The following is a 20,719-nucleotide window of genomic DNA, read 5'->3' on the forward strand; positions in this document are numbered from 1 at the left end:
TCAATTGGCGCTCGGCCGATACTGCAGCGCTTCCGCCAGATGTTCACGGGTGATGCCATCGACCTGTTCAAGGTCTGCCAGCGTGCGTGCGACCTTGAGCAGTCGATGGGCTGACCTGAGTGACAGGGTCAAACGCTCGCAGGCGGTTTCCAGCCAGGCTTCGTCTGTTGTGGATAACTTGCAGTGACGGCGCAGTCCCGGCAAATCAAGGAATGCGTTGGCGCAGCCTTGGCGTTTATGTTGCCGCTCCCGGGCGTTGGCAACCAGCACCGCAGCAGTGGCAGTGTCATCACCGGGTTTGAGCGCAGGATTCAACGCCGTGGCTTCCCGCGCGACGGTCAGGTGCAGGTCGATCCGATCCAGCAGCGGTCCCGACAGCTTGTTGCGGTAGCGTTGGACCATGTCCGGTGTACAACTGCATTTGCCGCTGGGTTCGCCAAGATATCCACAGGGGCACGGGTTCATCGCGGCCACTAATTGAAAGCGAGCCGGAAATCTCACGCGATCCTTGGCGCGGGAAATCACGATGTGACCGGATTCCAGGGGCTCCCTTAAGACTTCCAACACCTTGCGATCGAATTCCGGGAGTTCATCAAGGAACAGAACGCCATGGTGGGCGAGGGTGATTTCACCGGGTTGCGGCTTTGAACCACCGCCCACCAACGCCGGGCCGGAGGCCGAGTGATGGGGCTGGCGGAATGGTCTTTGCGGCCAGTGGCTCAAGGGCACGCAACTGGTGACGGATTGAATGGCTGCGACTTCCAGCGCCTCGTTTTCGGCCAAAGGAGGAAGCAGCCCCGGCAAACGACTCGCCAACAGCGTTTTCCCGGTCCCGGGTGGTCCGCTGAACAAAAGGTTATGAGCGCCCGCCGCCGCAATCAGCAATGCGCGTTTGGCCGAAAGTTGTCCCTGCACTTCATTCAAGTCCGGATAGGGCTTGCTGGCGTAGAGCAACCCGTTGGAAACGTAGGGCTCGACCGGCGTATGTCCGTTGAAGTGCGCAACGGCTTCCAGCAGGTGATCCACGGCAAACACCTTCAACCCCGACGCCAGGCACGCCTCCTCGGCATTCGCCCGCGGCACCATCAGCGAACGCCCGGCCTTGCGTGCTGCTAGCGCAGCTGGCAACACGCCTCTCACCGCACGTACCGCGCCTGACAGTGCCAATTCTCCGAGGCATTCAATGTCATCCAGCGTCAACGTCGGCACCTGCACGCTGGCGGACAGAATCCCCAGGGCAATCGCCAGATCAAACCGTCCGCCATCCTTAGGTAAGTCCGCAGGCGCGAGATTCAGCGTGATGCGCCGCGCCGGAAATTGCAGGCCTGAATTGATGATCGCGCTGCGTACCCGGTCCTTGCTTTCCTTCACCGCCGCTTCGGGCAAACCGACCATGGTCAGCGATGGCAACCCGTTGGCCAAATGGACTTCGACGGTAACGGCGGGTGCATCCACGCCAATCTGGGCGCGGCTGTGGACGATGGAAAGGGACATGGTCGTTCCTTGAGCTGAAGTAGCACCGCTTCCTGCGGTTTTTGAAGGGTAGTCGGGAGGTGGTGATTTCGCGTGGCGATGGAGGCGCCAAACTTTCGCAGGATGTTGCGAGTGCTGATGAGCTAATTCGGAGGCGAAAGGAAACGCGAGTCAGACGGTTTCTTTGGGGAGCTTAGTCAGGCTCGTGCCTGCAAGCCAGCCACTCGGCTCAAGTTCTTTGCCGTGAGCAGCGGCGACATCGAAAAAGCGGCGTTGATTCGCCGATACGTTCCCGGCTAACCGGAGAGCCTCAGCATGATGTTCAGCGACCAGGAGCAGTTTGGCTTTTCGTTTTCTTGGTTTCATAGCGACCTCTTTTGGATTTGAAGACTGCTTTTTAGGTCTGTCAGCTTAAGAGGTGAGTGTGGTTGGGGCGCAATAAGAATTGGCACTTATTTTTGTAGGATTCGGCTTGAATTCAAAGGCCTTCTGAAGGACGTAGGTAGTCTATTTCCTAAAGTTTTGAAAGGAGGGCCCAAACTGGAAGCGGTGGGTTGGAATTCATGAGTTCAGCTTCTACACTCAAGATTAATGCATAACGTTAAGCTTTAAATTATGATCGTTAGCTTTAAGTGTTCTGAGACTGAGTACCTGTTTCGCAACGGTAAGACCCGTATGTGGTCAGCCATTCTGAGTGTCGTGGAACGAAAGCTGACGATGCTTGATGCTGCTGCCGTACTGATTGACCTTCGATCACCACCGGGCAATCGTCTGGAGGCATTGGAGGGGGATCGAAGAGGTCAGCACAGCATCCGCATCAACGCTCAATGGCGAATTTGCTTTGTTTGGGGTCCTAACGGACCAGAGAATGTCGAAATCGTCGATTATCACTGAGGTGAGTAATGACTAAGAATGGTATGCGCCCGGTGCACCCTGGCGAGATCCTCAAAGAGGAATACCTGGAGCCTCTGAGCCTTACGGCTGCTGCTCTGGCCAGAGCATTGCGCGTTTCGACCCCCACGGTGAACGACATTGTGCTTCAGCGTCGGGGCGTCAGTGCTGATATGGCTCTCAGGCTTTCTATTTGTCTGGATACGACCCCTGAATTTTGGTTGAACTTGCAATCGACTTACGATTTGCGCAAAGCCGAGATTGAACGAGGGGCTGCGATCCGGGATCAGGTTGAGCGTCTTTCGCACTGCGCCTGATCCTCTGCTCCTGAACAAACCCCATGTTACAAACGTGGGGTTTTTTTGTCGTTCAGATTGCCAGGAGTATTCGGGAAGCACGCTTCCACCACGGTGCATTGACTGCGCGCTGTGGCCGTTCACCCTCTGGAAGCATGTGCGGAACATCCTGTAACCGAATCCACGGTTGGTTATTCCAGTGCAGCAAACTCAACGACATCTCCGGCCAATTCAGCAGGCTCAGAATCGGGCGCTCTGTTGAGGTGGGTTGCTGTGCGTCTCTCAGGGCTGGGACCACGTCGTGGGTCAGCCATTCGCGCAGACCTCGGTATTCGGGGCAGTAGTGGTAGACCAGCAACGCGTAGACGCCGGATTCGCTGATCAGCAGGGTGTTTTCGATGTCTCCGTGGATGAGCATTTGGGCGGTTTGGCGTTGGTCGGGGTCGAGTTTTCGGACGGCTCGTTCGTCGAGGAAAAGCCTGAGCAATCGGCCGAGGTCGCGGGCGCTGAACCAAGCCTGGTTTTCAAGCAGGAGGGCGTGAAGGTGGAGTTTGTGGCGGGTGAAGACGTGGGGGATCAGGTGAGAGTCATTGCGAATCATCGAAAGCTCCTTTTGCTAAAGGGGCTGCCGGCAATCGTCGCCAAACGAATGGGTGGCAGCTATACGCGGGTTGGCGAACCGGAGCAAAAGGAACCCGGCAGATCCGAAGATCTCCCACGCACAGCCGCCATGACTCGATATGGCGGAAATTAGCCCGCCATCGGATGGTCGTCGTGCTCCTTAAGCCTTCCAGGTCGCCAAACCCAGTGCTGAAATATTCAGCAGAGGGTGAGCTTAGGAACCGGGGCTGTGCGGCGCAATCGGACGGCGGTGGTTTTGTTGTAGGAAGGTGCTTGGATTTTTGAGCGCTTAAAGATCAAAAGATCGCAGCCTTCGGCAGCTCCTACAGTTGAATCTGAAGGTCGTTCCGACCTTATCGCGAGCAGGCTCGCTCCCACAGTGGATTGGGTTTCACCGTGGGATCTGCGGCGTTATTCGGTGGGTGGATTTAGCTTCGCTTCAAGCTCCGCAACCTTCGCCTCAAGACTTTCCAGCCGTGCCCGGGTACGTGCCAGCACGACCATCTGGCTATCAAACTCTTCCCGGCTCACAAGATCCAGCTTGCTGAAGCCGCTCTGCAACAGAGCCTTGAACTGGCTTTCGATTTCGCTTTTCGGCAGTGGGGTGTCGCCGCTGAAGAGGCGGGAGGCGGTGCCGCTCAGGGCATCGAGGAAGTCTTTGGGCGCGAGCATGGGAAATGTCCTGTCAACAATGGCGGGCAGTGTATCACGCAGTGTCTATAGTCAATCTCGCCGTCAGGGGTGCACGCTTTTCGCGCATGGTGACGGGCGGCTGCGCACTGTTGTTGTGCGTATCCGTCGGGCCATTTGCGCGAAGCCGCTTGCAGCAGCGGCCAAAGGCTTGAAATCAGTGGGTTTTGGCGAGATGGCAAGCTTTCTGCTTAGTCGGTAGTGACCCATGCACTGATGCAGTCGCTGTGACGAATGCAGTGCGCCAAGCGGAACGGGGGAAGTGTTTCGTGCGGAGTGGTTAGCAGGCGTCGGACGGGCAGGTAAGGCCGACGATGCGTTACAAAGCCAGGCACTGCGCTTAGACTTGAGTCGGGTTTGTTTTCCTGGGGCAAGTCCACCAATTCGGGAGAGAGTTTTCATGAAGCTAGTCACTGCCATCATCAAGCCGTTCAAACTGGACGACGTACGCGAGTCGCTGTCCGAGATCGGCGTGCAGGGCATTACCGTTACTGAAGTCAAAGGCTTCGGTCGGCAGAAGGGTCACACCGAGCTGTATCGCGGCGCGGAATACGTGGTCGATTTCCTGCCAAAGGTGAAGATCGATGTCGCCATTGACGACAAGGATCTTGACCGGGTTATCGAGGCGATAACCAAGGCTGCCAACACCGGCAAGATCGGGGACGGCAAGATCTTCGTGGTCAATCTGGAACAGGCGATTCGCATCCGTACCGGCGAAACCGATACCGACGCAATCTAAGCCGCCACAAACCCAACGCCCCAGGAGAAAACAATATGACTCTGCGTAAATTCGCAGGGCTAGGAGCCCTGTTGTCCCTCGTAATGCCCAGCCTGGCTATGGCGGCAGACGAAGTGGCGGCCCCAGTCCTTAATTCCGGCGACACTGCTTGGATGATGACCTCGACAGCCCTCGTGCTGTTCATGACCATTCCCGGCCTCGCGCTGTTCTACGGCGGCATGGTTCGCTCCAAAAACATTCTTTCCGTGATGATGCAGTGCTTCGCCATTACCGGTCTGATCAGCATCCTGTGGGTCATTTATGGCTACAGCATCGCGTTCGACACCACGGGCATGGAACAGGGCGTCATCAACTTCAACTCGTTCTTCGGTGGCATGGGCAAGGCGTTCCTCGCCGGTGTCACGCCAGCGAGCCTGACCGGCCCTGCGGCGCTGTTCCCTGAAGCGGTGTTCGTCACCTTCCAGATGACGTTCGCCATCATCACCCCTGCGCTGATCGTCGGTGCCTTCGCCGAGCGGATGAAGTTCTCCGCCATGCTGATCTTCATGGGCGTCTGGTTCACCCTGGTGTATGCACCGATCGCGCACATGGTCTGGTCCGGTAACGGCGGCCTGTTGTGGGACTGGGGCGTGCTGGACTTCGCTGGCGGCACCGTGGTGCACATCAACGCCGGTGTGGCCGGTCTGATTGCCTGCCTGGTACTGGGCAAGCGCAAAGGTTTCCCGACCACCCCGATGGCGCCGCACAACCTCGGTTACACCCTGATGGGCGCCGCGATGCTGTGGGTAGGCTGGTTCGGCTTCAACGCCGGTTCCGCCGCTGCGGCCAACGGCACGGCCGGTATGGCGATGCTGGTGACCCAGATCGCAACCGCCGCCGCTGCACTGGGCTGGATGTTCGCCGAGTGGATCACTCACGGCAAACCAAGTGCTCTGGGTATCGCTTCGGGTGTTGTGGCCGGTCTGGTTGCAATCACCCCAGCCGCTGGCACCGTGGGCCCGATGGGCGCTCTGGTCATCGGTCTGGCAGCCGGCGTGGTGTGCTTCTTCTGCGCCACCACTCTGAAACGCAAACTTGGCTATGACGACTCCCTGGACGCCTTCGGTGTGCACGGTATCGGCGGTATCCTCGGCGCGATCCTGACCGGTGTCTTCGCTGCACCGTCGCTGGGTGGCTTCGGCACCGTGACCGACATCGCCGCACAAGTCTGGATTCAGTGCAAAGGCGTGGGCTTCACGGTGATCTACACCGCGATCGTCACCTTCATCATCCTCAAGGTGCTGGACGCTGTCATGGGTCTGCGTATCACGGAAGAAGAAGAGGCCGTCGGCATCGATCTGGCACTCCACAACGAACGCGGCTACAACTTGTAAGTACGCGCACAAAAAAAACTTGCCCGGCTTGCCGGGCATTTTTTTGTCTGGAGTTTGTCAGTGAAGGAACTGCTGAAAGGTTTTTTCGTACACGTTTAGTGGCGTTTACGACGGGCGTTTTTCTGCGGCCAATGGCTTACATGATAGAAGGAATATTAGGGCCTTTGTTTTTTCCCAGAGCGCGCTAGAATGCGCCCCGAACGTGCGGAGAACTGTATGTGGCAACAGACTCTGATTACCCTGCGGGCGAGGCCCCGGGGCTTTCATCTGGTAACGGACGAGTTACTCGCCGGCCTGCCTGAACTCAAGGCATGTCGGGTCGGTCTGTTGCATTTGTGGCTGCAGCATACCTCGGCGTCGTTGACCATCAACGAGAACGCCGATCCGGCGGTATGTCGCGACTTCGAACGATTTTTCAATCGTCTGATCCCACAAGGAACAGACGGCTATGAGCATAACGACGAAGGCCTGGACGACCTCCCGGCGCACTTCAAGGCCAGCGTGCTTGGCTGTCAGCTCAGTTTGCCGATTTCGGCAGGCCGACTGGCGCTGGGGACCTGGCAAGGCGTTTATCTGGGCGAGCACCGTGATTTTGGCGGTGCCCGTAAAGTCCTCGCCACCGTGCACGGTGAAGAGGCATAAACCGCTGGTTGCCAGCGGTTGTAGAATTTTTTCCGGCGGCCTTCGACAGACGGCGAAGCTGGGCTATAACTAATCTGCTTTTCGCAAGTCATGAGGTAGAACATGAGCGACGATGATCTGGAAAACGACGACCTCGAAGTAGGCGACGACGACGAAACCGAAGAAGGTCTGGAAACAGCAGCGGAAGACGTTGCTGACGACGATGGCGGTGAAGCGCCCGTTCCGACCGCCAAAGGCAAAGCCAAGGCAGCGGTATCGGTCGATGAGCTGCCGAGCGTCGAAGCGAAAAACAAGGAGCGTGATGCTCTGGCGCGGGCCATGGAAGAGTTCCTGGCCAAGGGCGGCAAGGTGCAGGAAGTGGAGGCCAATGTGGTCGCCGATCCGCCCAAGAAGCCTGATAACAAGTACGGCAGCCGGCCTATCTGAGCCTGCTACTTGCTTGCTGAAAAAGCCCGCCGTCGCTGCGGGCTTTTTCATGGGTGAAGTAAAAGGTCTAGGGCGTGACGCGATTCAATGTGGGAGCGGGCTTGCTCGCGAAGGGGCCGTGTCAGTCAGCATTGATGTCGACTGACACGCCGCTTTCGCGAGCAAGTCGAATCGTCGCACCGCCGCTCCCACAGTGGATGTGTGTGATCTCAGGATCAGTGTTGGGCGTTCCAGAGGGCCAACAACGCCGGCAACTCGCTCAGGCTGCGAATTTCGGCATCCGGTGCCTTCTCGGCTTCCCAAACCTTGCCCGCCGGGTTAAACCAGATCGCCCGCAATCCCGCCTGCTGGGCGCCGGCAATGTCGTCACCCGGATGATCGCCGATATGCACGGCCGTCTCGGCCGTCGCACCACCACGCTGCAACGCCTCATGAAACAGTCGCGCATCCGGCTTGCCGATGCCGATGTCTTCGGCGCACAAGGCAAACTTGAAGTAATCCGCCAGCCCTAACCGACGCACATCGGCGTTGCCATTGGTGACCACGCCGAGGGCGTAGTGATTGGCCAGCGTCTCCAGGGTCGGTTGCACCTCCGGGAAGATTTCCAGCTGATGCCGCGCATGCAGAAACACTTCAAAACTCTGATCGGCCAGGTCTGAGGCCTGATCATGGTCGTACCCGGCCTCTTCCAGAGCATGGAACAAGACTCGGCGGCGCAGGGCGCTGATGCGGTGCTTGAGGCCCGGTTCGCTGCTCAGGATCCGTTCGCGAATCGCCCACAAATGCTCCACCGGCACGGCGCCCAGATTTGGTGCATGCTCGGTCAGCCATTCACGCAATACGGCTTCGGCGCTGACGATCACCGGGGCGGTATCCCACAGGGTGTCGTCGAGGTCGAAGGTGATCAATTGAATTCTCATGACTCATCGCCTTTGATGCGTTTGGCCCGTGGATGGGCGCTGTCGTAAACCGTCGCCAGGTGCTGGAAGTCCAGGTGGGTGTAGATCTGGGTGGTTTTGATGTCCGAGTGGCCGAGTAACTCCTGAACCGCCCGCAAATCCTGGGACGACTCCAGCAAATGGCTGGCGAAAGAGTGTCGCAGCATGTGCGGATGCAGGTTCTGCCCCAGTTCGCGCTCGCCAGCGGCTTTAACCCGCACCTGAATCGCCCGTGGGCCGAGGCGCCGGCCTTGCTGGCTGACAAACACCGCGTCGTCCGCAGGGTTGGTCATGGCCCGCAGCGGCAGCCACAGCTCCAGTGCTTCTCGAGCTTTTTTGCCGACCGGCAGCAGTCGGGTCTTGCTGCCCTTGCCGAGCACTTGAACCATACCGTCAGCCAGATCCAGCTGATCCAGATTGAGTCCGGTCAGTTCCGACAACCGCAAACCCGAGGAATAGAACAGCTCCAGGATTGCTTGATCCCGACGCGCCAGGAAATCATCCTCCACCGCGCCCTCAAGCAGTTGCAGCGCACGGTCGGTGTCGAGGGTTTTTGGCAGCCGTCGTTCGCCCTTGGGCGGCGCCAGGCCGTTGGCCGGGTCGTGGTCGCAGAGGCCTTCGCGGTTCAGATAGTGATAGAGCCCGCGCACCGCCGACAGCAGCCGCGCCAGGCTGCGCGAAGATTGGCCCTGTGAATGCAGGCGAGCGATCAGGCTGCGCAGACGCTGGATGTCCAGGGCCGCCCAACTGCTGATGTTCTGTTTGACGCACCAGCCCAGCACTTTGTCGAGGTCACGGCGGTAGGCGTACAGCGTGTGGGGCGACACCTGCCGCTCACTGCGCAGGTGTTCGCAGTAAGCGTCCAGTTGCCGTTCCATCATCAGCGTACCGAGCGCAGGGAGGTGTTGACCCGTGGCAGCACGCGGCCCATGACTTCGGCGATGTAGCTGAGGAACAGCGTGCCCACCGAGCTCTTGTAGTGCTGCGGGTCACGGCTGGCGATGGCCAGGACGCCGTGGATGCCTTGGTAGCTGATGGCGACGACGGCGGTGGAACCGATCTGCTTGCGCTGTTCTTCGCCAAACAGGAAGTCCAGTTCGTGTTCACGCAGGCTGCCGCTGACGCTTTTGTCTTCCGAGAGCAAGCCGCCGATGGCTGTTTGCGCGTCGGCATGCGTGACCCAACGGCCGACCGGCATCGGGTTGTCACCCAGCAGAATCAGGCTGACGAAGGGCACCTGGAAGTCCTGGCGCAGACTGTCTTCGACACTGATCACCACGTCTTCCAGGCTGGTGGCGTCCATCAGCGCGAGAATCAGGCGGCGGGTCTTGTCGAAGAGGCGGTCGTTGTCGCGAGCCACGTCCATCAAGTGCGACAGGCGATGACGCAACTCGATATTGCGGTCGCGCAGGATGCTCATCTGGCGTTCGACCAGCGAAATGGTGTCGCCGCGCTGGTGCGGAATGCGCAAGGTTGCGAGCAGTTCTTCATGCTCGACGAAGAAATCCGGATGAGCCTCCAGGTACGCGGCAATCGCCGCCGCCTCAAGGCTTTCGGAAGGGGATTCGTCGGGCTGTAGGGCGGGAACCTGGGGCTTATCTTTCATGGATTCGACTCTCTCAAAGACGCACTTGTCCTTCATAAACGCGTACTGCCGGGCCGGTCATCATGACCGGTTGGCCAGGGCCTGCCCATTCAATGGACAAACGCCCGCCGGGCAGGTCGATCAAAAGCGGCGAATCCATCCACCCCTGGCAGATCGCGGCCACTGCGGCAGCGCAGGCGCCTGTTCCGCAAGCCTGGGTTTCCCCGGTCCCGCGTTCCCAGACGCGCAACTGCGCGCGGCTCCGGTCGATGACCTGGAGAAAACCGACATTGACCCGCGCCGGGAAGCGCGGATGGTTTTCGATTTTCGGCCCCAGTTCACGTACTGGTGCATTGTTGATGTCGCTGACCCGTAGCACGGCATGGGGGTTGCCCATGGACACGGCGGCCAGGTCGACCAGGGTGCCGTCGACGTCAACCTGATAGCTTGTGGCCTGCTCCGGCGCTTCGAATGGAATCTCGGCCGGCACCAGGCGCGGTGCGCCCATGTTGACACCGATCTGCCCGTCGCTGCGGATATCCAGTTCGATGATGCCGCTTTTGGTCTCGACGCGGATCTGCCGCTTCGCGGTCAGGCGCTTGTCGAGCACGAAGCGAGCGAAACAGCGAGCACCGTTGCCGCACTGTTCCACTTCGGAGCCGTCGGCGTTGAAGATCCGGTAGCGGAAATCCACGTCCGGGTTGCTGGGCGCTTCGACGATCAGCAACTGGTCGAAACCGATACCCGTATGCCGATCGCCCCATTGCTTGGCGTGTTTGGGCAGGATGTGCGCATGCTGGCTGACCAGGTCAAGGACCATGAAGTCATTGCCCAGGCCGTGCATCTTGGTAAAACGCAGCAGCATGGGTTTACTCCGGCAGCAGGCTTTCGCCAGCAAACAACTCGGCTACCGTCTCACGGCGACGCACTTCAAATGCCTGATCACCGTCCACCAACACTTCAGCGGCACGGCCGCGGGTGTTGTAGTTGGAACTCATGACAAACCCGTAGGCGCCGGCCGAATGCACGGCCAGCAGGTCGCCTTCTTCCAGGGCCAACTCACGATCCTTGGCCAGGAAGTCGCCGGTCTCGCAGATCGGCCCGACGATGTCGTAGGCACGAGCCGCGGTAGTGCGCGGGCGCACGGCGGTGACGTCCATCCAGGCCTGGTACAGCGCCGGGCGGATCAGGTCATTCATGGCCGCATCGACGATGGCGAAGTCTTTGTGTTCGGTGTGCTTGAGGTACTCGACCTGGGTCAGCAGCACGCCGGCGTTGGCGACGATGAAGCGGCCCGGCTCGAACACCAGCGCCAGGTCACGACCGTCGAGACGCTCGCGCACGGCTTTGATGTAGTCGGCAGCCAATGGCGGCTCTTCATCGCGATAACGCACGCCCAAACCACCACCGAGATCGATGTGGCGCAGGTAAATGCCGCAATCGCCGAGGCGGTCGACCAAGCCCAGCAGGCGGTCGAGGGCGTCGATGAAGGGTGGCAGGGTGGTCAGTTGCGAACCGATGTGGCAGTCGACACCGACCACTTCCAGGTTTGGCAGTTGGGCGGCGCGGATGTACACGTCTTCGGCGTCAGCGATGGCGATGCCGAACTTGTTCTCTTTAAGACCGGTGGAAATGTACGGGTGGGTGCCAGCGTCGACATCCGGGTTCACGCGCAGCGAGATCGGCGCGCGAACGCCCAGCTCGGCAGCGACCACTTGCAGGCGTTCCAGCTCATCGGTGGATTCGACGTTGAAGCAATGCACGCCGACTTCCAGGGCACGACGCATGTCGTCACGGGTCTTGCCGACACCGGAGAAAACGATTTTGTCGGCGCTGCCGCCAGCGGCCAGTACGCGTTCCAGCTCGCCACGGGAAACGATGTCGAAACCGGCGCCCAAACGCGCCAGGACATTCAGAACACCCAGGTTGGAGTTGGCCTTGACCGCAAAGCAGACCAGGTGCGGCATGCCGGCCAGCGCATCGGCGTAAGCCAGGTACTGGGCTTCGATGTGCGCACGGGAGTAGACATAGGTCGGTGTGCCAAAGCGTTCGGCGATGGCGGACAGGGCAACACCTTCCGCGAACAGCTCGCCGTCACGGTAGTTAAAAGCGTCCATGGCGTTCCCTTATTGGTAGACGTCGTGCTTGTGTGCTTTCGACGGAGTTTGCTGTGACGACTTGGCCTGCTCGGCAGGATCCTGGCTATCGTCAGGCAGGTACAGCGGGCCTTTTTGACCACAGGCCGATAATAAGCTGACAAAAGCGACGAGCGAAGCGAGCGCAGCAAGGGAAGAGATCAGGCGCTTCATGGCGAAATCCTTGAAAATGCATTAATTGCGCCGGAGTATACCGGCCACCCGGCAGCTTGCCTATGCGACGGGGCTCCCGTCCGGCGGGGCTTCGCACGATGCCGGTAAGTTATGTGCAATCCATTGTGGGAGCGGGCTTGCTCCGGGCGGCGTTCCGACGAATGCGGTGGTTCCGTCAACAAACATGTTGGATGTGCTGGCCCCTTTGCGAGCAAGCCCGCTCCCACAGGTACAGCGCTGAACGTATCGAAATCGACGCTTGATCGTTATCCTTTGCAATCACCGGGGCTCGCCCGTATCTTGCGGCGCTTGAGCGTGAGTAGACACTTTTTGAGGTTCCCGCAATGAGTTTGACTGAAGCCCGTTTCCACGACCTGGTCGATGCCACCCAGCAGACGCTGGAAGATATTTTTGACGAGTGTGACCTGGATATCGATCTGGAGAGCTCGGCCGGTGTGCTCACCGTCAAGTTCGAAAACGGCAGCCAGTTGATCTTCAGTCGTCAGGAGCCGCTGCGGCAGCTGTGGCTGGCGGCCGTTTCCGGTGGTTTCCACTTCGATTACGACGAAGAGAGCGAGCGCTGGATGTGCGACAAGAGCGAAGAACAGCTGGGCGAAATGCTTGAGCGCATCGTCAAGCAGCAAGCTGACGCCGAGCTCGATTTCGAAGGTCTGTGAAATCGTGACCCAGCCTGCGCCCGTTCGTCCGCCCAAACCGCTCTACAGCAATGTCAGCCCGGCGGTGGCTTCGCCGTGCAGCGGTGTGTGTCGGCTGGATGAGCAGAAGGTCTGCCTTGGGTGTTTTCGCCATGTCGAAGACATCCGCGAATGGCGCTCGGCCGATGACGATCGGCGGCGGGTTATCTGCGCCCAGGCTGCACAGCGCAAACAGGTCGGCGGGGCCTGACTTGTATATTTATTAAGCTGTGATAGTGTCGAGAAACGCCTCAACCCATCGAGGCTCGTGAAAACCCCGCCTTTTTCTGGCGGGGTTTTGCTTTTTCTGTGCAGAAGAAAGGAGTCTGCCCAAATCATGACCGCACCTTCAATCACCCTTACCCGTCTGGACGTGCAACGTCTGGAGCGCCTGATCGACAGCCTGGATGACACGCTGCCGGGCGTTATCGCGCTGCAAACCGAACTGGACCGCGCCGATACCCTGGTCGGTCACGATGAAGTACCCGCCGATGTCGTGACCATGAATTCCCGTGTGCATTGCCGCGAAGAAGGCAGCGGCAAGGACTATCACCTGACGCTGGTTTACCCCAAAGACGCCAATGCCGACGAAGGCAAGATTTCCATTCTGGCGCCAGTGGGCAGCGCGCTGCTCGGTCTCAAGGTTGGTCAGCACATCGACTGGCCGGCTCCGGGCGGCAAGACGCTCAAACTGACCCTGCTGGAAGTCGAATCGCAGCCGGCCGAGGGCGGTCACTTTCCGGAATAAACCCCTCAGACCTGCTCGAGCGCCTCGTTCAATGCGCGCTCCAGGTCAGCCTTGTAGCGCAAATACAAAATGCTTGAACCCTGACCATCACCGAGCAGGCCCGACAGGTCCAGGTCGGTGATGTAGCAGCGATAGCGTTCGGTTTCACGGCGCTGCTCGACGATTTCCCGGGCGACCACGCTAAACAATCGGTCGCCATGTTCCAGCTCTGAAAACTCCCGCTGATTGCAGTACAACGTGACCTGCACCTGTCCCGGTGCGGCTTTGCCGACAATTGCCTGCACATCGTAGAACGGTTTGTTGACCGGGGTTTGCGGCGCTGGTCGAGCTTCGACCCGACGCGCCCGTACAGGGCCGGATGGCAGCAGTTGGTAATACAAGGTGTCCAGGCTCAGCGGCTGGGCGACGTCCATCGGCAGCAAGGCGTCGCGCCGGTACTGGATCGATTGCAGGAAACGTTGCAGCGGCACCAGCAGGCTTTGCTCGTCGTGGTAGGGCAAGCGCTGCTGCCACAGGGCATTGAATTCATCCAGCACGTACAGGTCGGCGTGGTATTCGTTGATCCGGTAGAACACCTGAATGCAATCGGGCTGGCCCATCGGCAGGACCAGCGCCAGGTCGTGGTCTTCCAGTGCCATCGGGTCCAGGTGCAGCGGGCTGTAGCTTGCCAGCTCTTCGCCCAGGTAATCGACCAGCGCCGGCAGCGTGGCGAGGGCGACATGATTGACCTGGCCGGGCACCAGCTCCAGCACGTGGTAGTGCTGCTGGACCTGAATCAGGTAGCGATGATTGAGTTTGCTCAACAGCAGGTTCTGCGCGGTGTCGAGGATCTCTTCGACCCGCCGGGCAATAAACTGTGCGCGGTTGTGGCAGAAGCACCGAACCCGCAACGTGGGTTGTTGTAGCCCGCCGGGCAGGTTGTTGAGGTAATCGCGCACGCAGTCGAGCAGCGCGTGAGGGCCGTCGAAGCGGTTGACCAGCACTTCGTTCCAGCTATTAAGCGTGACCTGATCCAGGGTCAGCACCAGGTTTTCCCGGACGCCGGCGTAACTGAGGGAATCGGTGCGCTCGGTGGTCATCAGGATGTTCAGGTCGCGGTGGTGCTTGAGTGGATCGACGCCGACGTTCACCAGAATCAGCACTTCGCTCGGCTCACTGGCGCGCAACAACGGTTCTTCGGCGACAGTCGTCAGCGGCAGGACGATGCTCTGTTGCAGGCTGCCGAGCAGGTTGAACAGCTCGAACTCGCTCAGGTCGCTGCTGCCGGGGTGCAAGGCCAGGCGAGTGCTGCTGTCGATCACGCCGTTGCGGTGACACCAGGTCAGCAGTTCCAGCAATTGGCGGCTGCGCTTGATCGGTGCGAAATGCTCCCATTCGAGGGCCGTCAGGCTGCCGTTGTACAAACCCCACTGAGTTTGACCCGATTCTTTTTTGTTCGGCGCATGCACCAGCGTGAGGGTGTCTTCGGCCAAGTCCGGGGCGATGCCAGGGTTGATGAACTCGACCTTGTCGGCCTTGCGCTCGAAGGCCGCGTACAGCCGTCGACCCAGCACGTTGAGGTCGCGCTTGTTGATCAGGCTGACGGTCTGTTCGTTGCGGGCGAACTGGGTCAGGAAGCGATAGCTGTAATTGAGCTCGTTGACCAAGGCCCTGCGTTCAGAGCCGACCTGACGGACTTTCCATTGGCTGCGGCTATCGAGCAGGGCCAGTTGACGATGATCCCACTGCCATTCGTGGGCCAGGCGTTTGAGCAACGAACGCTGCCAGCTCTGAGTGCGACTGTTGCTGCCGGTGAGTTTGCGATTGACCTTCAGATACAACGCCCGGCGTACCAGCTCCAGGCGTTCCGGCTCGCCACGGGCGGTCAGGTATTCCTCGATGCGTCGGTAGACCACGACGTACGGGTCCAGCTCATCAAGGTCGAGCCGATTGGCAAACACCGCTTGCTTGAAGCGCAGGCTCAGGCAATGAACCTTGGGGTGTTCGCTGGCATAGACCTCGGTCAGCAGCAGTTTGAGGACCGATTTGTACGGCGACTCGATGCCCTTGAACAACTGCCAGAGTCCGGCGCCGATGTATTCGCCAGGCGGGATATAGGCCAGATGCCCCAGGTCCAGGGTTTCGTCGGCACGGATGAAGCGCTTGGACATCAGCGTGTGGGTGTAACGGTCGTAGCTCGCTTCTTCATAGACCGGCACCAGCCACCAGATGGGCGTGCGTCCGGCCAGCCAGATCGCGGTGCGATAAAACTCGTCCAGCAGCAGATAGTGCTGGGTGGTGCCGCAGTCTTCCGAACTCAATTGCGTATCACGTTCGCCGCGTACGAAACGGGTCGGGTCGATCAGGAAGAAATGCGCCTCGGCGCCCTGGCTGGCGGCCCAGACTTCGAGGAGCTGGCATTTTTTGCGCAGCTCGGTGAGCTCGCTTTCGCTCAAGTCCGGCCCATGACAGACCCACACGTCCATGTCGCTCTGGTCGGCCTGGGCGAGGGTGCCGAGGCTGCCCATCAAGAACAGGCCGTGAATCGGTCGCGGCGGATTGCTGCCGTGGCGGGGCTTATAGGAAAACGAGCGGGTCAGGCGTTGGACTTCGGCGAGGGTGTTGGCGTCGGGTTCGTAATTCGACAGCCCGGCCGGCGTGCTGCCCGAAACGTACCCCGGCAACAGCGGATGATTGACGTGGAAAAACAGCGGCAACAGGGTCAGCACCGCTTGCTGGCGGGTCGACAACCCTTCCATGGCGCGGGCCATACGGCCTTCGTTGAGCTTCAGAAACCGTGCGCGCAACTGGCTGAGCACCTTGCGGTCGATTCCCTCGTCCAGATCGGGGCGGATTTCATGGGTGCGGGTCATGTCAGCTCAAACCGGCTCGCGGGGCTCAGACGTGGGTGTCTGCGGATGAGGGCAGTTTAGCGCCTCGGCTCCAGGACTTTTAGGCTGATTTTGTTTTTTCTGGCGTCAGATTTTTATCGCGGGGTGACGGCAGGTAACAGAGTGAGCCCGCGGAAATCCCGTAGCAGGGGTTTCCGTGGGCGCTACGGTAATGCTCAGGCAGTTTCCCGGACGTTGAGAATGGTCAGAACGGTTTGCACATTTTGCGCTGCATCACGACCCAGGCTGGTCAGATAACCGCCATCGGGCTGAGTGATCAGTTCTTTGTCGAACAGGCGTTGGGCGGCGGCAATGGCTTTCGGGGCAGCGGTCTGATGAATTTTCAAACCTTCCTGGGAACTGTCCAGGTTGAAGAGTGCGAGGATTTCCAGTTCGGCAACCAACTCAGGGGTAAGCGACATAAGGACTCCAGACTTTCTAGGAATTGGACGACAGCGTCCCTAAGGTGATCCCACTCGGGCGGCATGTCCAGTGCTCGCAACAGGGTTTTTTCACCTTGGGAAGCATTCCCCGGTGGGTGGTGCGGCAGCGGGGTGGATACAGTGTAGTCAGGGTCTGAGAAACGGTTGTCTGAAATGAAAAAGATCGCAACCTTCGACAGGTGCGATCTTTGATTTTATTTCTTTTCCGGCGGCAACTCTGGCAATGCACGCAACGCAGCTTCGTACCATTCGGTGTTGAACGCGCGGTCTTCTTCGAGGATCGCGTCGATTTCCACCGCCAGAACGTGGGCCATCAGATTGAGGATTTCTTCTCGCTCGTAACCCACCAATGTCAGCTTGTTGAAGGTGGCCTTGGCGGCCGGCGGATTGTCGCTTTCGATCTGGTTTTCGATGGCTTCGACCAGGGTGTTTTCGGTGAACTCTTCTTCGTCGATGTCGTCGTTGTTGATGCCGGGGGTTGGCTCGCTCATGGCAGGCTCCTCAAGTTAAGGCGGCCAGTTTACCTGCATTCAGCGCTGTGATGCTGCTGGCAAGAAACGTCGCGGCGTTCTATAAAAGGCACCTGCCAACCCCGCACGGCCTGGAGGCTATGTGATGCTCAAGCTTTATGGATTCTCCGTCAGCAACTACTACAACATGGTCAAGCTGGCGCTGCTCGAGAAGGGACTGCCGTTTGAAGAGGTACTGTTTTACCCGGGGCCGAGCGCCGAGGCATTAGCCATCAGCCCGCGTGGGAAGATACCGGTGCTGGGTGTCGAACAGGGTTTCATCAACGAAACCAGTGTGATTCTCGAGTACCTCGAACAAAGCCAGAAGGGCACGCCGCTGTTGCCGAGCGATCCCTTTGAGCGGTCGCAGGTCCTGGCGCTGGCCAAGGAAATCGAGCTGTACATCGAATTGCCGGGGCGAGCCTGCTACGGCGAAGCATTTTTCGGCATGACGGTGCCGGATGCGATCAAGGACAAGACCAAAGCCGAGTTGCTGCTGGGGTTTGCCTCACTGGGCAGGCACGGCAAGTTCGCCCCTTATGTGGCAGGTGACAGCCTGAGCATTGCGGATTTGTATTTCCTCTACAGCGTGCCGCTGGCCTGTGCGGTGGCGCAGAAGCTGTTTGACCTGGATTTGCTGGCTGAGATGCCGGCGGCCAAGGCGCTGCTGGAGCGTCTGGGGCAAAATCCGAATGTGCAGCGGATTGCGGTGGACAAGGATGCGGCAATGCCAGCATTTTTGGCGATGGTTGCCGGCAAGAAGTAGGTTTTACAGCGTCTTCAAGACCGCTTTCGCGAGCAGGCTCGCTCCCACAGGGGAACGCATTCCAAATGTGGGAGCGGGCTTGCTCGCGAAGCTCTTGGCGGTTTAACGGCTGGCGAGCAATGCCTGGCCGCGAGCCACAGCCTTCTTGACCTGTGCCGGTGCAGTCCCGCCGATATGGTCACGGGCATTCACCGAGCCTTCCAGGGTCAGCACGGCAAACACGTCCTGATCGATCTGGTCGCTGAACTTGCGCAGCTCTTCCAGGCTCATTTCCGCCAGGTCTTTACCGCTTTCCACGCCGTACTTCACGGCATGGCCAACGATTTCGTGACAGTCACGGAACGGCAGACCGCGGCGAACCAGGTAGTCGGCCAGGTCGGTGGCGGTGGAGAAACCGCGCAGGGCTGCTTCACGCATCATCGCGTGCTTGGGTTTGATCGCCGGGATCATGTCGGCAAAGGCCCGCAGCGAGTCGCGCAATGTGTCGGCGGCGTCGAACAGCGGCTCTTTATCTTCCTGGTTGTCCTTGTTGTAGGCCAGTGGTTGGCCTTTCATCAGGGTCAGCAGGCCCATCAGTGCGCCGAATACGCGGCCGGTCTTGCCACGCACCAGCTCTGGAACGTCCGGGTTTTTCTTTTGCGGCATGATCGAGCTGCCGGTGCAGAAACGGTCCGGCAGATCGATGAACTGGAACTGCGCGCTGGTCCACAGCACCAGCTCTTCGGAGAAGCGCGACAGGTGCATCATCGCGATGCTCGCGGCCGAGCAGAACTCGATGGCGAAGTCGCGATCGGACACGTTGTCCAGTGAGTTGCCGCCCACGGCGTCGAAGCCCAACAGTTGGGCGGTGAATTCGCGGTCGATCGGGTAGGTGGTGCCGGCCAGTGCGGCGCTGCCCAGCGGCATGCGGTTGGTACGCTTGCGGCAGTCGACCAGGCGCTCGTAGTCGCGGCTGAGCATTTCGAACCAGGCCAGCATGTGATGCCCGAAGGTCACCGGCTGCGCGGTTTGCAGGTGAGTGAAGCCCGGCATGATGCTGCCGGCTTCGCGCTCGGCCTGCTCCAGCAAGCCTTGTTGCAGGCGGGTGATTTCGCTCAGGATCAGGTCGATCTCGTCACGCAGCCACAGGCGGATGTCGGTGGCGACCTGGTCGTTACGGCTGCGGCCGGTGTGCAGCTTTTTACCGGTGACGCCGATGCGGTCGGTCAGACGCGCCTCGATGTTCATGTGCACGTCTTCGAGGTCGATGCGCCAGTCGAACTGGCCGGCCTCGATTTCACCCTGGATGGTCTTCAGGCCATCGGTGATGCTGTCGCGCTCGGCATCGGTCAGCACACCGACCTTGGCCAGCATCGTGGCGTGAGCGATCGAGCCCATGATGTCGTGGCGATACAGGCGCTGGTCGAAAGTGACGGAGGCGGTGAAGCGGGCGACGAAGGCGTCGACGGGTTCACTGAAGCGGCCGCCCCAGGACTGATTGGTCTTGTCAGTGCTCATGAATTCGCTCGTGTCGGCTGAAGAAAGATGGCGTAGAAAGCTGTCGCGGATAATAACAGGGTTGCCAATCCTGTCGCTGACACTGGTCGATACGTTTTTTTCTCAGGCGGCGGTCCATACTCGAGTCAATGCCGAGGGGATTTGCGCAACGATATTTTTCAATTGAGCAATATCGTGCCGGCAACCGTCTACAGTTGGACAGTAGGATCAGCGCACTTCCAGACGCTGCAGCTGACTATAAGAAGAGGGGGTGTTCATATTGTGTATCAACAAACCCTACGGCGATGCCTCGCCAACGCGGGCGTGGGCCGCCAAACGCACGACAGATGAAAATTTAGCCGTCGGTCGGGCGGCACTTTTTGGCCCTCGCGCTAGTCTTAGCGTGGATCGCGGTGACGGACGTCACTTCACCTGTCTACGCTATCCTTGTGCGAGACTCACGCAGGAATCCAGCGCAATATGAATGTCCTGATCGTTGATGACGAACCCCTTGCCCGCGAGCGCCTGAGCCGAATGGTTGGCGAACTCGAGGGATACAGTGTCCTGGAGCCTAGCGCCACGAACGGCGATGAGGCGTTGGCACTGATCGACAGCCACAAACCGGATATCGTGCTGCTCGATATCGGCATGCCAGGCCTCGATGGCCTGCAAGTGGCTGCACGATTGTGCGAACGCGAAACCCCGCCCGCCGTGGTGTTTTGCACCGGGCCCGATGAATTTGCCGTGGAAGCCCTGCAGGCCAGCGCCGTGGGCTATCTGGTGAAGCCTGTGCGAACTGAACATTTACATGACGCATTGAAAAAAGCCGAGCGACCCAATCGTGTCCAGCTCGCTGCCTTGACCCGTCCCGCCGCCGAAAGTGGCAGCGGCCCGCGCAGCCACATCAGCGCCCGTACCCGTAAAGGTATCGAACTGATCCCGTTGGGTCAGGTGGTCTACTTCATTGCGGATCACAAATACGTGACCTTGCGCCACGAAGGTGGCGAAGTGCTGCTGGATGAGCCGCTCAAGGCCCTTGAAGATGAATTTGGCGACCGCTTCGTGCGAATCCACCGCAACGCGCTGGTCGCTCGCGAGCGCATCGAACGCCTGCAACGCACGCCTCTGGGGCATTTTCAGCTGTTCCTCAAAGGCTTGAACGGCGACGCCCTGATCGTCAGCCGACGGCATGTGGCCGGCGTGCGCAAGATGATGCAACAGCTTTAATC

At 59.6% G+C, this 20,719-nt stretch carries 25 protein-coding genes and 1 pseudogene; 12 read left to right on the top strand and 14 right to left on the bottom strand.

The window, feature by feature from the left end; genetic code table 11:
* The gene (locus tag ASC74_RS01525) at positions 1-1,494 is read right to left on the bottom strand and encodes a YifB family Mg chelatase-like AAA ATPase (RefSeq protein WP_046045074.1); all 1,494 of its coding nucleotides are present in this window, start codon (positions 1,492-1,494) and stop codon (positions 1-3) included.
* Between the two features lie 150 nt (positions 1,495-1,644).
* Entirely contained in the window at positions 1,645-1,839 is a 195-nt protein-coding gene (locus ASC74_RS01530; protein ID WP_046045075.1) for a hypothetical protein, read from the bottom strand.
* 249 nt (positions 1,840-2,088) lie between these two features.
* On the opposite strand from ASC74_RS01530, the gene ASC74_RS30680 reads away from it, so the two are divergent.
* Together ASC74_RS30680 and ASC74_RS01535 are read left to right on the top strand one after the other, a co-directional pair.
* Positions 2,089-2,367 (top strand): type II toxin-antitoxin system RelE/ParE family toxin, encoded by a 279-nt coding sequence (locus ASC74_RS30680; RefSeq protein WP_080932510.1) that lies wholly within the window; start codon positions 2,089-2,091, stop codon positions 2,365-2,367.
* Positions 2,368-2,375: 8 nt separating this feature from the next.
* A complete protein-coding gene (locus ASC74_RS01535) occupies positions 2,376-2,681 on the top strand; it encodes a HigA family addiction module antitoxin (RefSeq protein ID WP_046045076.1) in 306 nt (101 codons plus the stop codon).
* Positions 2,682-2,733: 52 nt separating this feature from the next.
* Here ASC74_RS01535 and ASC74_RS30685 read toward each other — a convergent pair whose 3' ends face one another.
* On the bottom strand, positions 2,734-3,261 hold the full coding sequence (locus tag ASC74_RS30685) for a BRO-N domain-containing protein (protein WP_082555744.1): 528 nt from the start codon (positions 3,259-3,261) through the stop codon (positions 2,734-2,736).
* 431 nt (positions 3,262-3,692) lie between these two features.
* Positions 3,693-3,953, bottom strand: a complete 261-nt coding sequence (locus ASC74_RS01545) for an accessory factor UbiK family protein (RefSeq protein ID WP_008007559.1) — start codon at positions 3,951-3,953, stop codon at positions 3,693-3,695.
* Between the two features lie 418 nt (positions 3,954-4,371).
* On the opposite strand from ASC74_RS01545, the gene glnK reads away from it, so the two are divergent.
* The 4 genes from glnK (at position 4,372) to sutA (ending at position 7,151) form a co-directional block, all read left to right on the top strand.
* Positions 4,372-4,710: a P-II family nitrogen regulator gene (gene glnK / locus ASC74_RS01550; protein WP_002555808.1), complete on the top strand. Its 339-nt coding sequence runs from the start codon at positions 4,372-4,374 to the stop codon at positions 4,708-4,710.
* A gap of 35 nt (positions 4,711-4,745) precedes the next feature.
* A complete protein-coding gene (locus ASC74_RS01555; protein WP_056738728.1) occupies positions 4,746-6,083 on the top strand; it encodes an ammonium transporter in 1,338 nt (445 codons plus the stop codon).
* A 216-nt stretch (positions 6,084-6,299) separates the two neighbouring features.
* Entirely contained in the window at positions 6,300-6,725 is a 426-nt protein-coding gene (locus ASC74_RS01560; protein WP_056738729.1) for a secondary thiamine-phosphate synthase enzyme YjbQ, read from the top strand.
* Between the two features lie 102 nt (positions 6,726-6,827).
* Positions 6,828-7,151: a transcriptional regulator SutA gene (gene sutA, locus ASC74_RS01565; protein ID WP_046045079.1), complete on the top strand. Its 324-nt coding sequence runs from the start codon at positions 6,828-6,830 to the stop codon at positions 7,149-7,151.
* A gap of 215 nt (positions 7,152-7,366) precedes the next feature.
* On the opposite strand, the gene ASC74_RS01570 is transcribed toward sutA, so the two are convergent.
* From ASC74_RS01570 to lptM, 6 genes are read right to left on the bottom strand one after another with little or no spacing between them, the layout of a single operon-like run.
* The gene (locus ASC74_RS01570; protein ID WP_056738731.1) at positions 7,367-8,071 is read right to left on the bottom strand and encodes an HAD family hydrolase; all 705 of its coding nucleotides are present in this window, start codon (positions 8,069-8,071) and stop codon (positions 7,367-7,369) included.
* A complete protein-coding gene (gene xerC / locus ASC74_RS01575) occupies positions 8,068-8,967 on the bottom strand; it encodes a tyrosine recombinase XerC (protein ID WP_008150257.1) in 900 nt (299 codons plus the stop codon). Before xerC ends, ASC74_RS01570 begins: the two co-directional genes overlap by 4 nt.
* Before the next feature lie 2 nt (positions 8,968-8,969).
* Positions 8,970-9,695, bottom strand: coding sequence for a DUF484 family protein (locus ASC74_RS01580; protein ID WP_046045082.1), 726 nt, complete (start codon positions 9,693-9,695; stop codon positions 8,970-8,972).
* A 13-nt stretch (positions 9,696-9,708) separates the two neighbouring features.
* On the bottom strand, positions 9,709-10,539 hold the full coding sequence (gene dapF / locus ASC74_RS01585) for a diaminopimelate epimerase (protein ID WP_056738732.1): 831 nt from the start codon (positions 10,537-10,539) through the stop codon (positions 9,709-9,711).
* Between the two features lie 4 nt (positions 10,540-10,543).
* On the bottom strand, positions 10,544-11,791 hold the full coding sequence (gene lysA, locus ASC74_RS01590) for a diaminopimelate decarboxylase (protein ID WP_046045084.1): 1,248 nt from the start codon (positions 11,789-11,791) through the stop codon (positions 10,544-10,546).
* 9 nt (positions 11,792-11,800) lie between these two features.
* Complete coding sequence (lptM, locus tag ASC74_RS01595; protein ID WP_056738734.1) at positions 11,801-11,983, bottom strand: LPS translocon maturation chaperone LptM; 183 nt, start codon at positions 11,981-11,983, stop codon at positions 11,801-11,803.
* Between the two features lie 344 nt (positions 11,984-12,327).
* On the opposite strand from lptM, the gene cyaY reads away from it, so the two are divergent.
* From cyaY to rnk, 3 genes are all read left to right on the top strand, one after another.
* The gene (cyaY, locus tag ASC74_RS01600; protein ID WP_046045086.1) at positions 12,328-12,660 is read left to right on the top strand and encodes an iron donor protein CyaY; all 333 of its coding nucleotides are present in this window, start codon (positions 12,328-12,330) and stop codon (positions 12,658-12,660) included.
* A 4-nt stretch (positions 12,661-12,664) separates the two neighbouring features.
* Positions 12,665-12,889, top strand: coding sequence for a DUF1289 domain-containing protein (locus ASC74_RS30690; protein ID WP_082555745.1), 225 nt, complete (start codon positions 12,665-12,667; stop codon positions 12,887-12,889).
* A 126-nt stretch (positions 12,890-13,015) separates the two neighbouring features.
* A complete protein-coding gene (gene rnk / locus ASC74_RS01605) occupies positions 13,016-13,426 on the top strand; it encodes a nucleoside diphosphate kinase regulator (RefSeq protein WP_046045088.1) in 411 nt (136 codons plus the stop codon).
* 5 nt (positions 13,427-13,431) lie between these two features.
* Here the strand turns inward: rnk and ASC74_RS01610 are convergent, their stop codons facing one another.
* The 3 genes from ASC74_RS01610 to ASC74_RS01620 form a co-directional block, all read right to left on the bottom strand.
* A complete protein-coding gene (locus ASC74_RS01610; protein WP_056738736.1) occupies positions 13,432-16,278 on the bottom strand; it encodes a class I adenylate cyclase in 2,847 nt (948 codons plus the stop codon).
* Between the two features lie 194 nt (positions 16,279-16,472).
* Positions 16,473-16,718: a TIGR02647 family protein gene (locus ASC74_RS01615; protein WP_008150272.1), complete on the bottom strand. Its 246-nt coding sequence runs from the start codon at positions 16,716-16,718 to the stop codon at positions 16,473-16,475.
* A 215-nt stretch (positions 16,719-16,933) separates the two neighbouring features.
* Complete coding sequence (locus ASC74_RS01620) at positions 16,934-17,230, bottom strand: hypothetical protein (protein WP_056738738.1); 297 nt, start codon at positions 17,228-17,230, stop codon at positions 16,934-16,936.
* Positions 17,231-17,354: 124 nt separating this feature from the next.
* Here ASC74_RS01620 and ASC74_RS01625 point away from each other — a divergent pair, with 124 nt between their 5' ends.
* The gene (locus ASC74_RS01625) at positions 17,355-18,014 is read left to right on the top strand and encodes a glutathione S-transferase family protein (RefSeq protein WP_056738740.1); all 660 of its coding nucleotides are present in this window, start codon (positions 17,355-17,357) and stop codon (positions 18,012-18,014) included.
* A 102-nt stretch (positions 18,015-18,116) separates the two neighbouring features.
* Here the strand turns inward: ASC74_RS01625 and argH are convergent, their stop codons facing one another.
* Complete coding sequence (gene argH, locus ASC74_RS01630) at positions 18,117-19,511, bottom strand: argininosuccinate lyase (protein ID WP_046045092.1); 1,395 nt, start codon at positions 19,509-19,511, stop codon at positions 18,117-18,119.
* Positions 19,512-19,654: 143 nt separating this feature from the next.
* On the opposite strand from argH, the pseudogene ASC74_RS32510 reads away from it, so the two are divergent.
* Positions 19,655-19,974, top strand: a pseudogene (locus ASC74_RS32510) (sensor histidine kinase); the annotation flags it as partial.
* On the top strand, positions 19,971-20,717 hold the full coding sequence (locus ASC74_RS01635) for a LytR/AlgR family response regulator transcription factor (RefSeq protein WP_008150278.1): 747 nt from the start codon (positions 19,971-19,973) through the stop codon (positions 20,715-20,717). The pseudogene ASC74_RS32510 and the gene ASC74_RS01635, both read left to right, overlap by 4 nt.
* Positions 20,718-20,719 lie beyond the last annotated feature (2 nt).

Source organism: Pseudomonas sp. Root329 (assembly GCF_001424925.1).
Lineage (GTDB): Bacteria > Pseudomonadota > Gammaproteobacteria > Pseudomonadales > Pseudomonadaceae > Aquipseudomonas > Aquipseudomonas arabinosi.

What these genes read in the sequence shown, in the direction of transcription:
- ASC74_RS01610 (WP_056738736.1), bottom strand. Translation starts at nt 16,278, where the DNA reads ATGACCCGCACCCATGAAATCCGCCCCGATCTGGACGAGGGAATCGAC.
- ASC74_RS01620 (WP_056738738.1), bottom strand. Translation starts at nt 17,230, where the DNA reads ATGAGCGAGCCAACCCCCGGCATCAACAACGACGACATCGACGAAGAA.
- lysA (WP_046045084.1), bottom strand. Translation starts at nt 11,791, where the DNA reads ATGGACGCTTTTAACTACCGTGACGGCGAGCTGTTCGCGGAAGGTGTT.
- ASC74_RS01615 (WP_008150272.1), bottom strand. Translation starts at nt 16,718, where the DNA reads ATGTCGCTTACCCCTGAGTTGGTTGCCGAACTGGAAATCCTCGCACTC.
- ASC74_RS01560 (WP_056738729.1), top strand. Translation starts at nt 6,300, where the DNA reads ATGTGGCAACAGACTCTGATTACCCTGCGGGCGAGGCCCCGGGGCTTT.
- cyaY (WP_046045086.1), top strand. Translation starts at nt 12,328, where the DNA reads ATGAGTTTGACTGAAGCCCGTTTCCACGACCTGGTCGATGCCACCCAG.
- ASC74_RS30680 (WP_080932510.1), top strand. Translation starts at nt 2,089, where the DNA reads ATGATCGTTAGCTTTAAGTGTTCTGAGACTGAGTACCTGTTTCGCAAC.
- ASC74_RS01525 (WP_046045074.1), bottom strand. Translation starts at nt 1,494, where the DNA reads ATGTCCCTTTCCATCGTCCACAGCCGCGCCCAGATTGGCGTGGATGCA.
- ASC74_RS01635 (WP_008150278.1), top strand. Translation starts at nt 19,971, where the DNA reads ATGAATGTCCTGATCGTTGATGACGAACCCCTTGCCCGCGAGCGCCTG.
- ASC74_RS01580 (WP_046045082.1), bottom strand. Translation starts at nt 9,695, where the DNA reads ATGAAAGATAAGCCCCAGGTTCCCGCCCTACAGCCCGACGAATCCCCT.
- ASC74_RS30685 (WP_082555744.1), bottom strand. Translation starts at nt 3,261, where the DNA reads ATGATTCGCAATGACTCTCACCTGATCCCCCACGTCTTCACCCGCCAC.
- ASC74_RS01555 (WP_056738728.1), top strand. Translation starts at nt 4,746, where the DNA reads ATGACTCTGCGTAAATTCGCAGGGCTAGGAGCCCTGTTGTCCCTCGTA.
- ASC74_RS01535 (WP_046045076.1), top strand. Translation starts at nt 2,376, where the DNA reads ATGACTAAGAATGGTATGCGCCCGGTGCACCCTGGCGAGATCCTCAAA.
- ASC74_RS01625 (WP_056738740.1), top strand. Translation starts at nt 17,355, where the DNA reads ATGCTCAAGCTTTATGGATTCTCCGTCAGCAACTACTACAACATGGTC.
- argH (WP_046045092.1), bottom strand. Translation starts at nt 19,511, where the DNA reads ATGAGCACTGACAAGACCAATCAGTCCTGGGGCGGCCGCTTCAGTGAA.
- rnk (WP_046045088.1), top strand. Translation starts at nt 13,016, where the DNA reads ATGACCGCACCTTCAATCACCCTTACCCGTCTGGACGTGCAACGTCTG.
- xerC (WP_008150257.1), bottom strand. Translation starts at nt 8,967, where the DNA reads ATGGAACGGCAACTGGACGCTTACTGCGAACACCTGCGCAGTGAGCGG.
- sutA (WP_046045079.1), top strand. Translation starts at nt 6,828, where the DNA reads ATGAGCGACGATGATCTGGAAAACGACGACCTCGAAGTAGGCGACGAC.
- lptM (WP_056738734.1), bottom strand. Translation starts at nt 11,983, where the DNA reads ATGAAGCGCCTGATCTCTTCCCTTGCTGCGCTCGCTTCGCTCGTCGCT.
- glnK (WP_002555808.1), top strand. Translation starts at nt 4,372, where the DNA reads ATGAAGCTAGTCACTGCCATCATCAAGCCGTTCAAACTGGACGACGTA.
- ASC74_RS01530 (WP_046045075.1), bottom strand. Translation starts at nt 1,839, where the DNA reads ATGAAACCAAGAAAACGAAAAGCCAAACTGCTCCTGGTCGCTGAACAT.
- ASC74_RS01545 (WP_008007559.1), bottom strand. Translation starts at nt 3,953, where the DNA reads ATGCTCGCGCCCAAAGACTTCCTCGATGCCCTGAGCGGCACCGCCTCC.
- dapF (WP_056738732.1), bottom strand. Translation starts at nt 10,539, where the DNA reads ATGCTGCTGCGTTTTACCAAGATGCACGGCCTGGGCAATGACTTCATG.
- ASC74_RS01570 (WP_056738731.1), bottom strand. Translation starts at nt 8,071, where the DNA reads ATGAGAATTCAATTGATCACCTTCGACCTCGACGACACCCTGTGGGAT.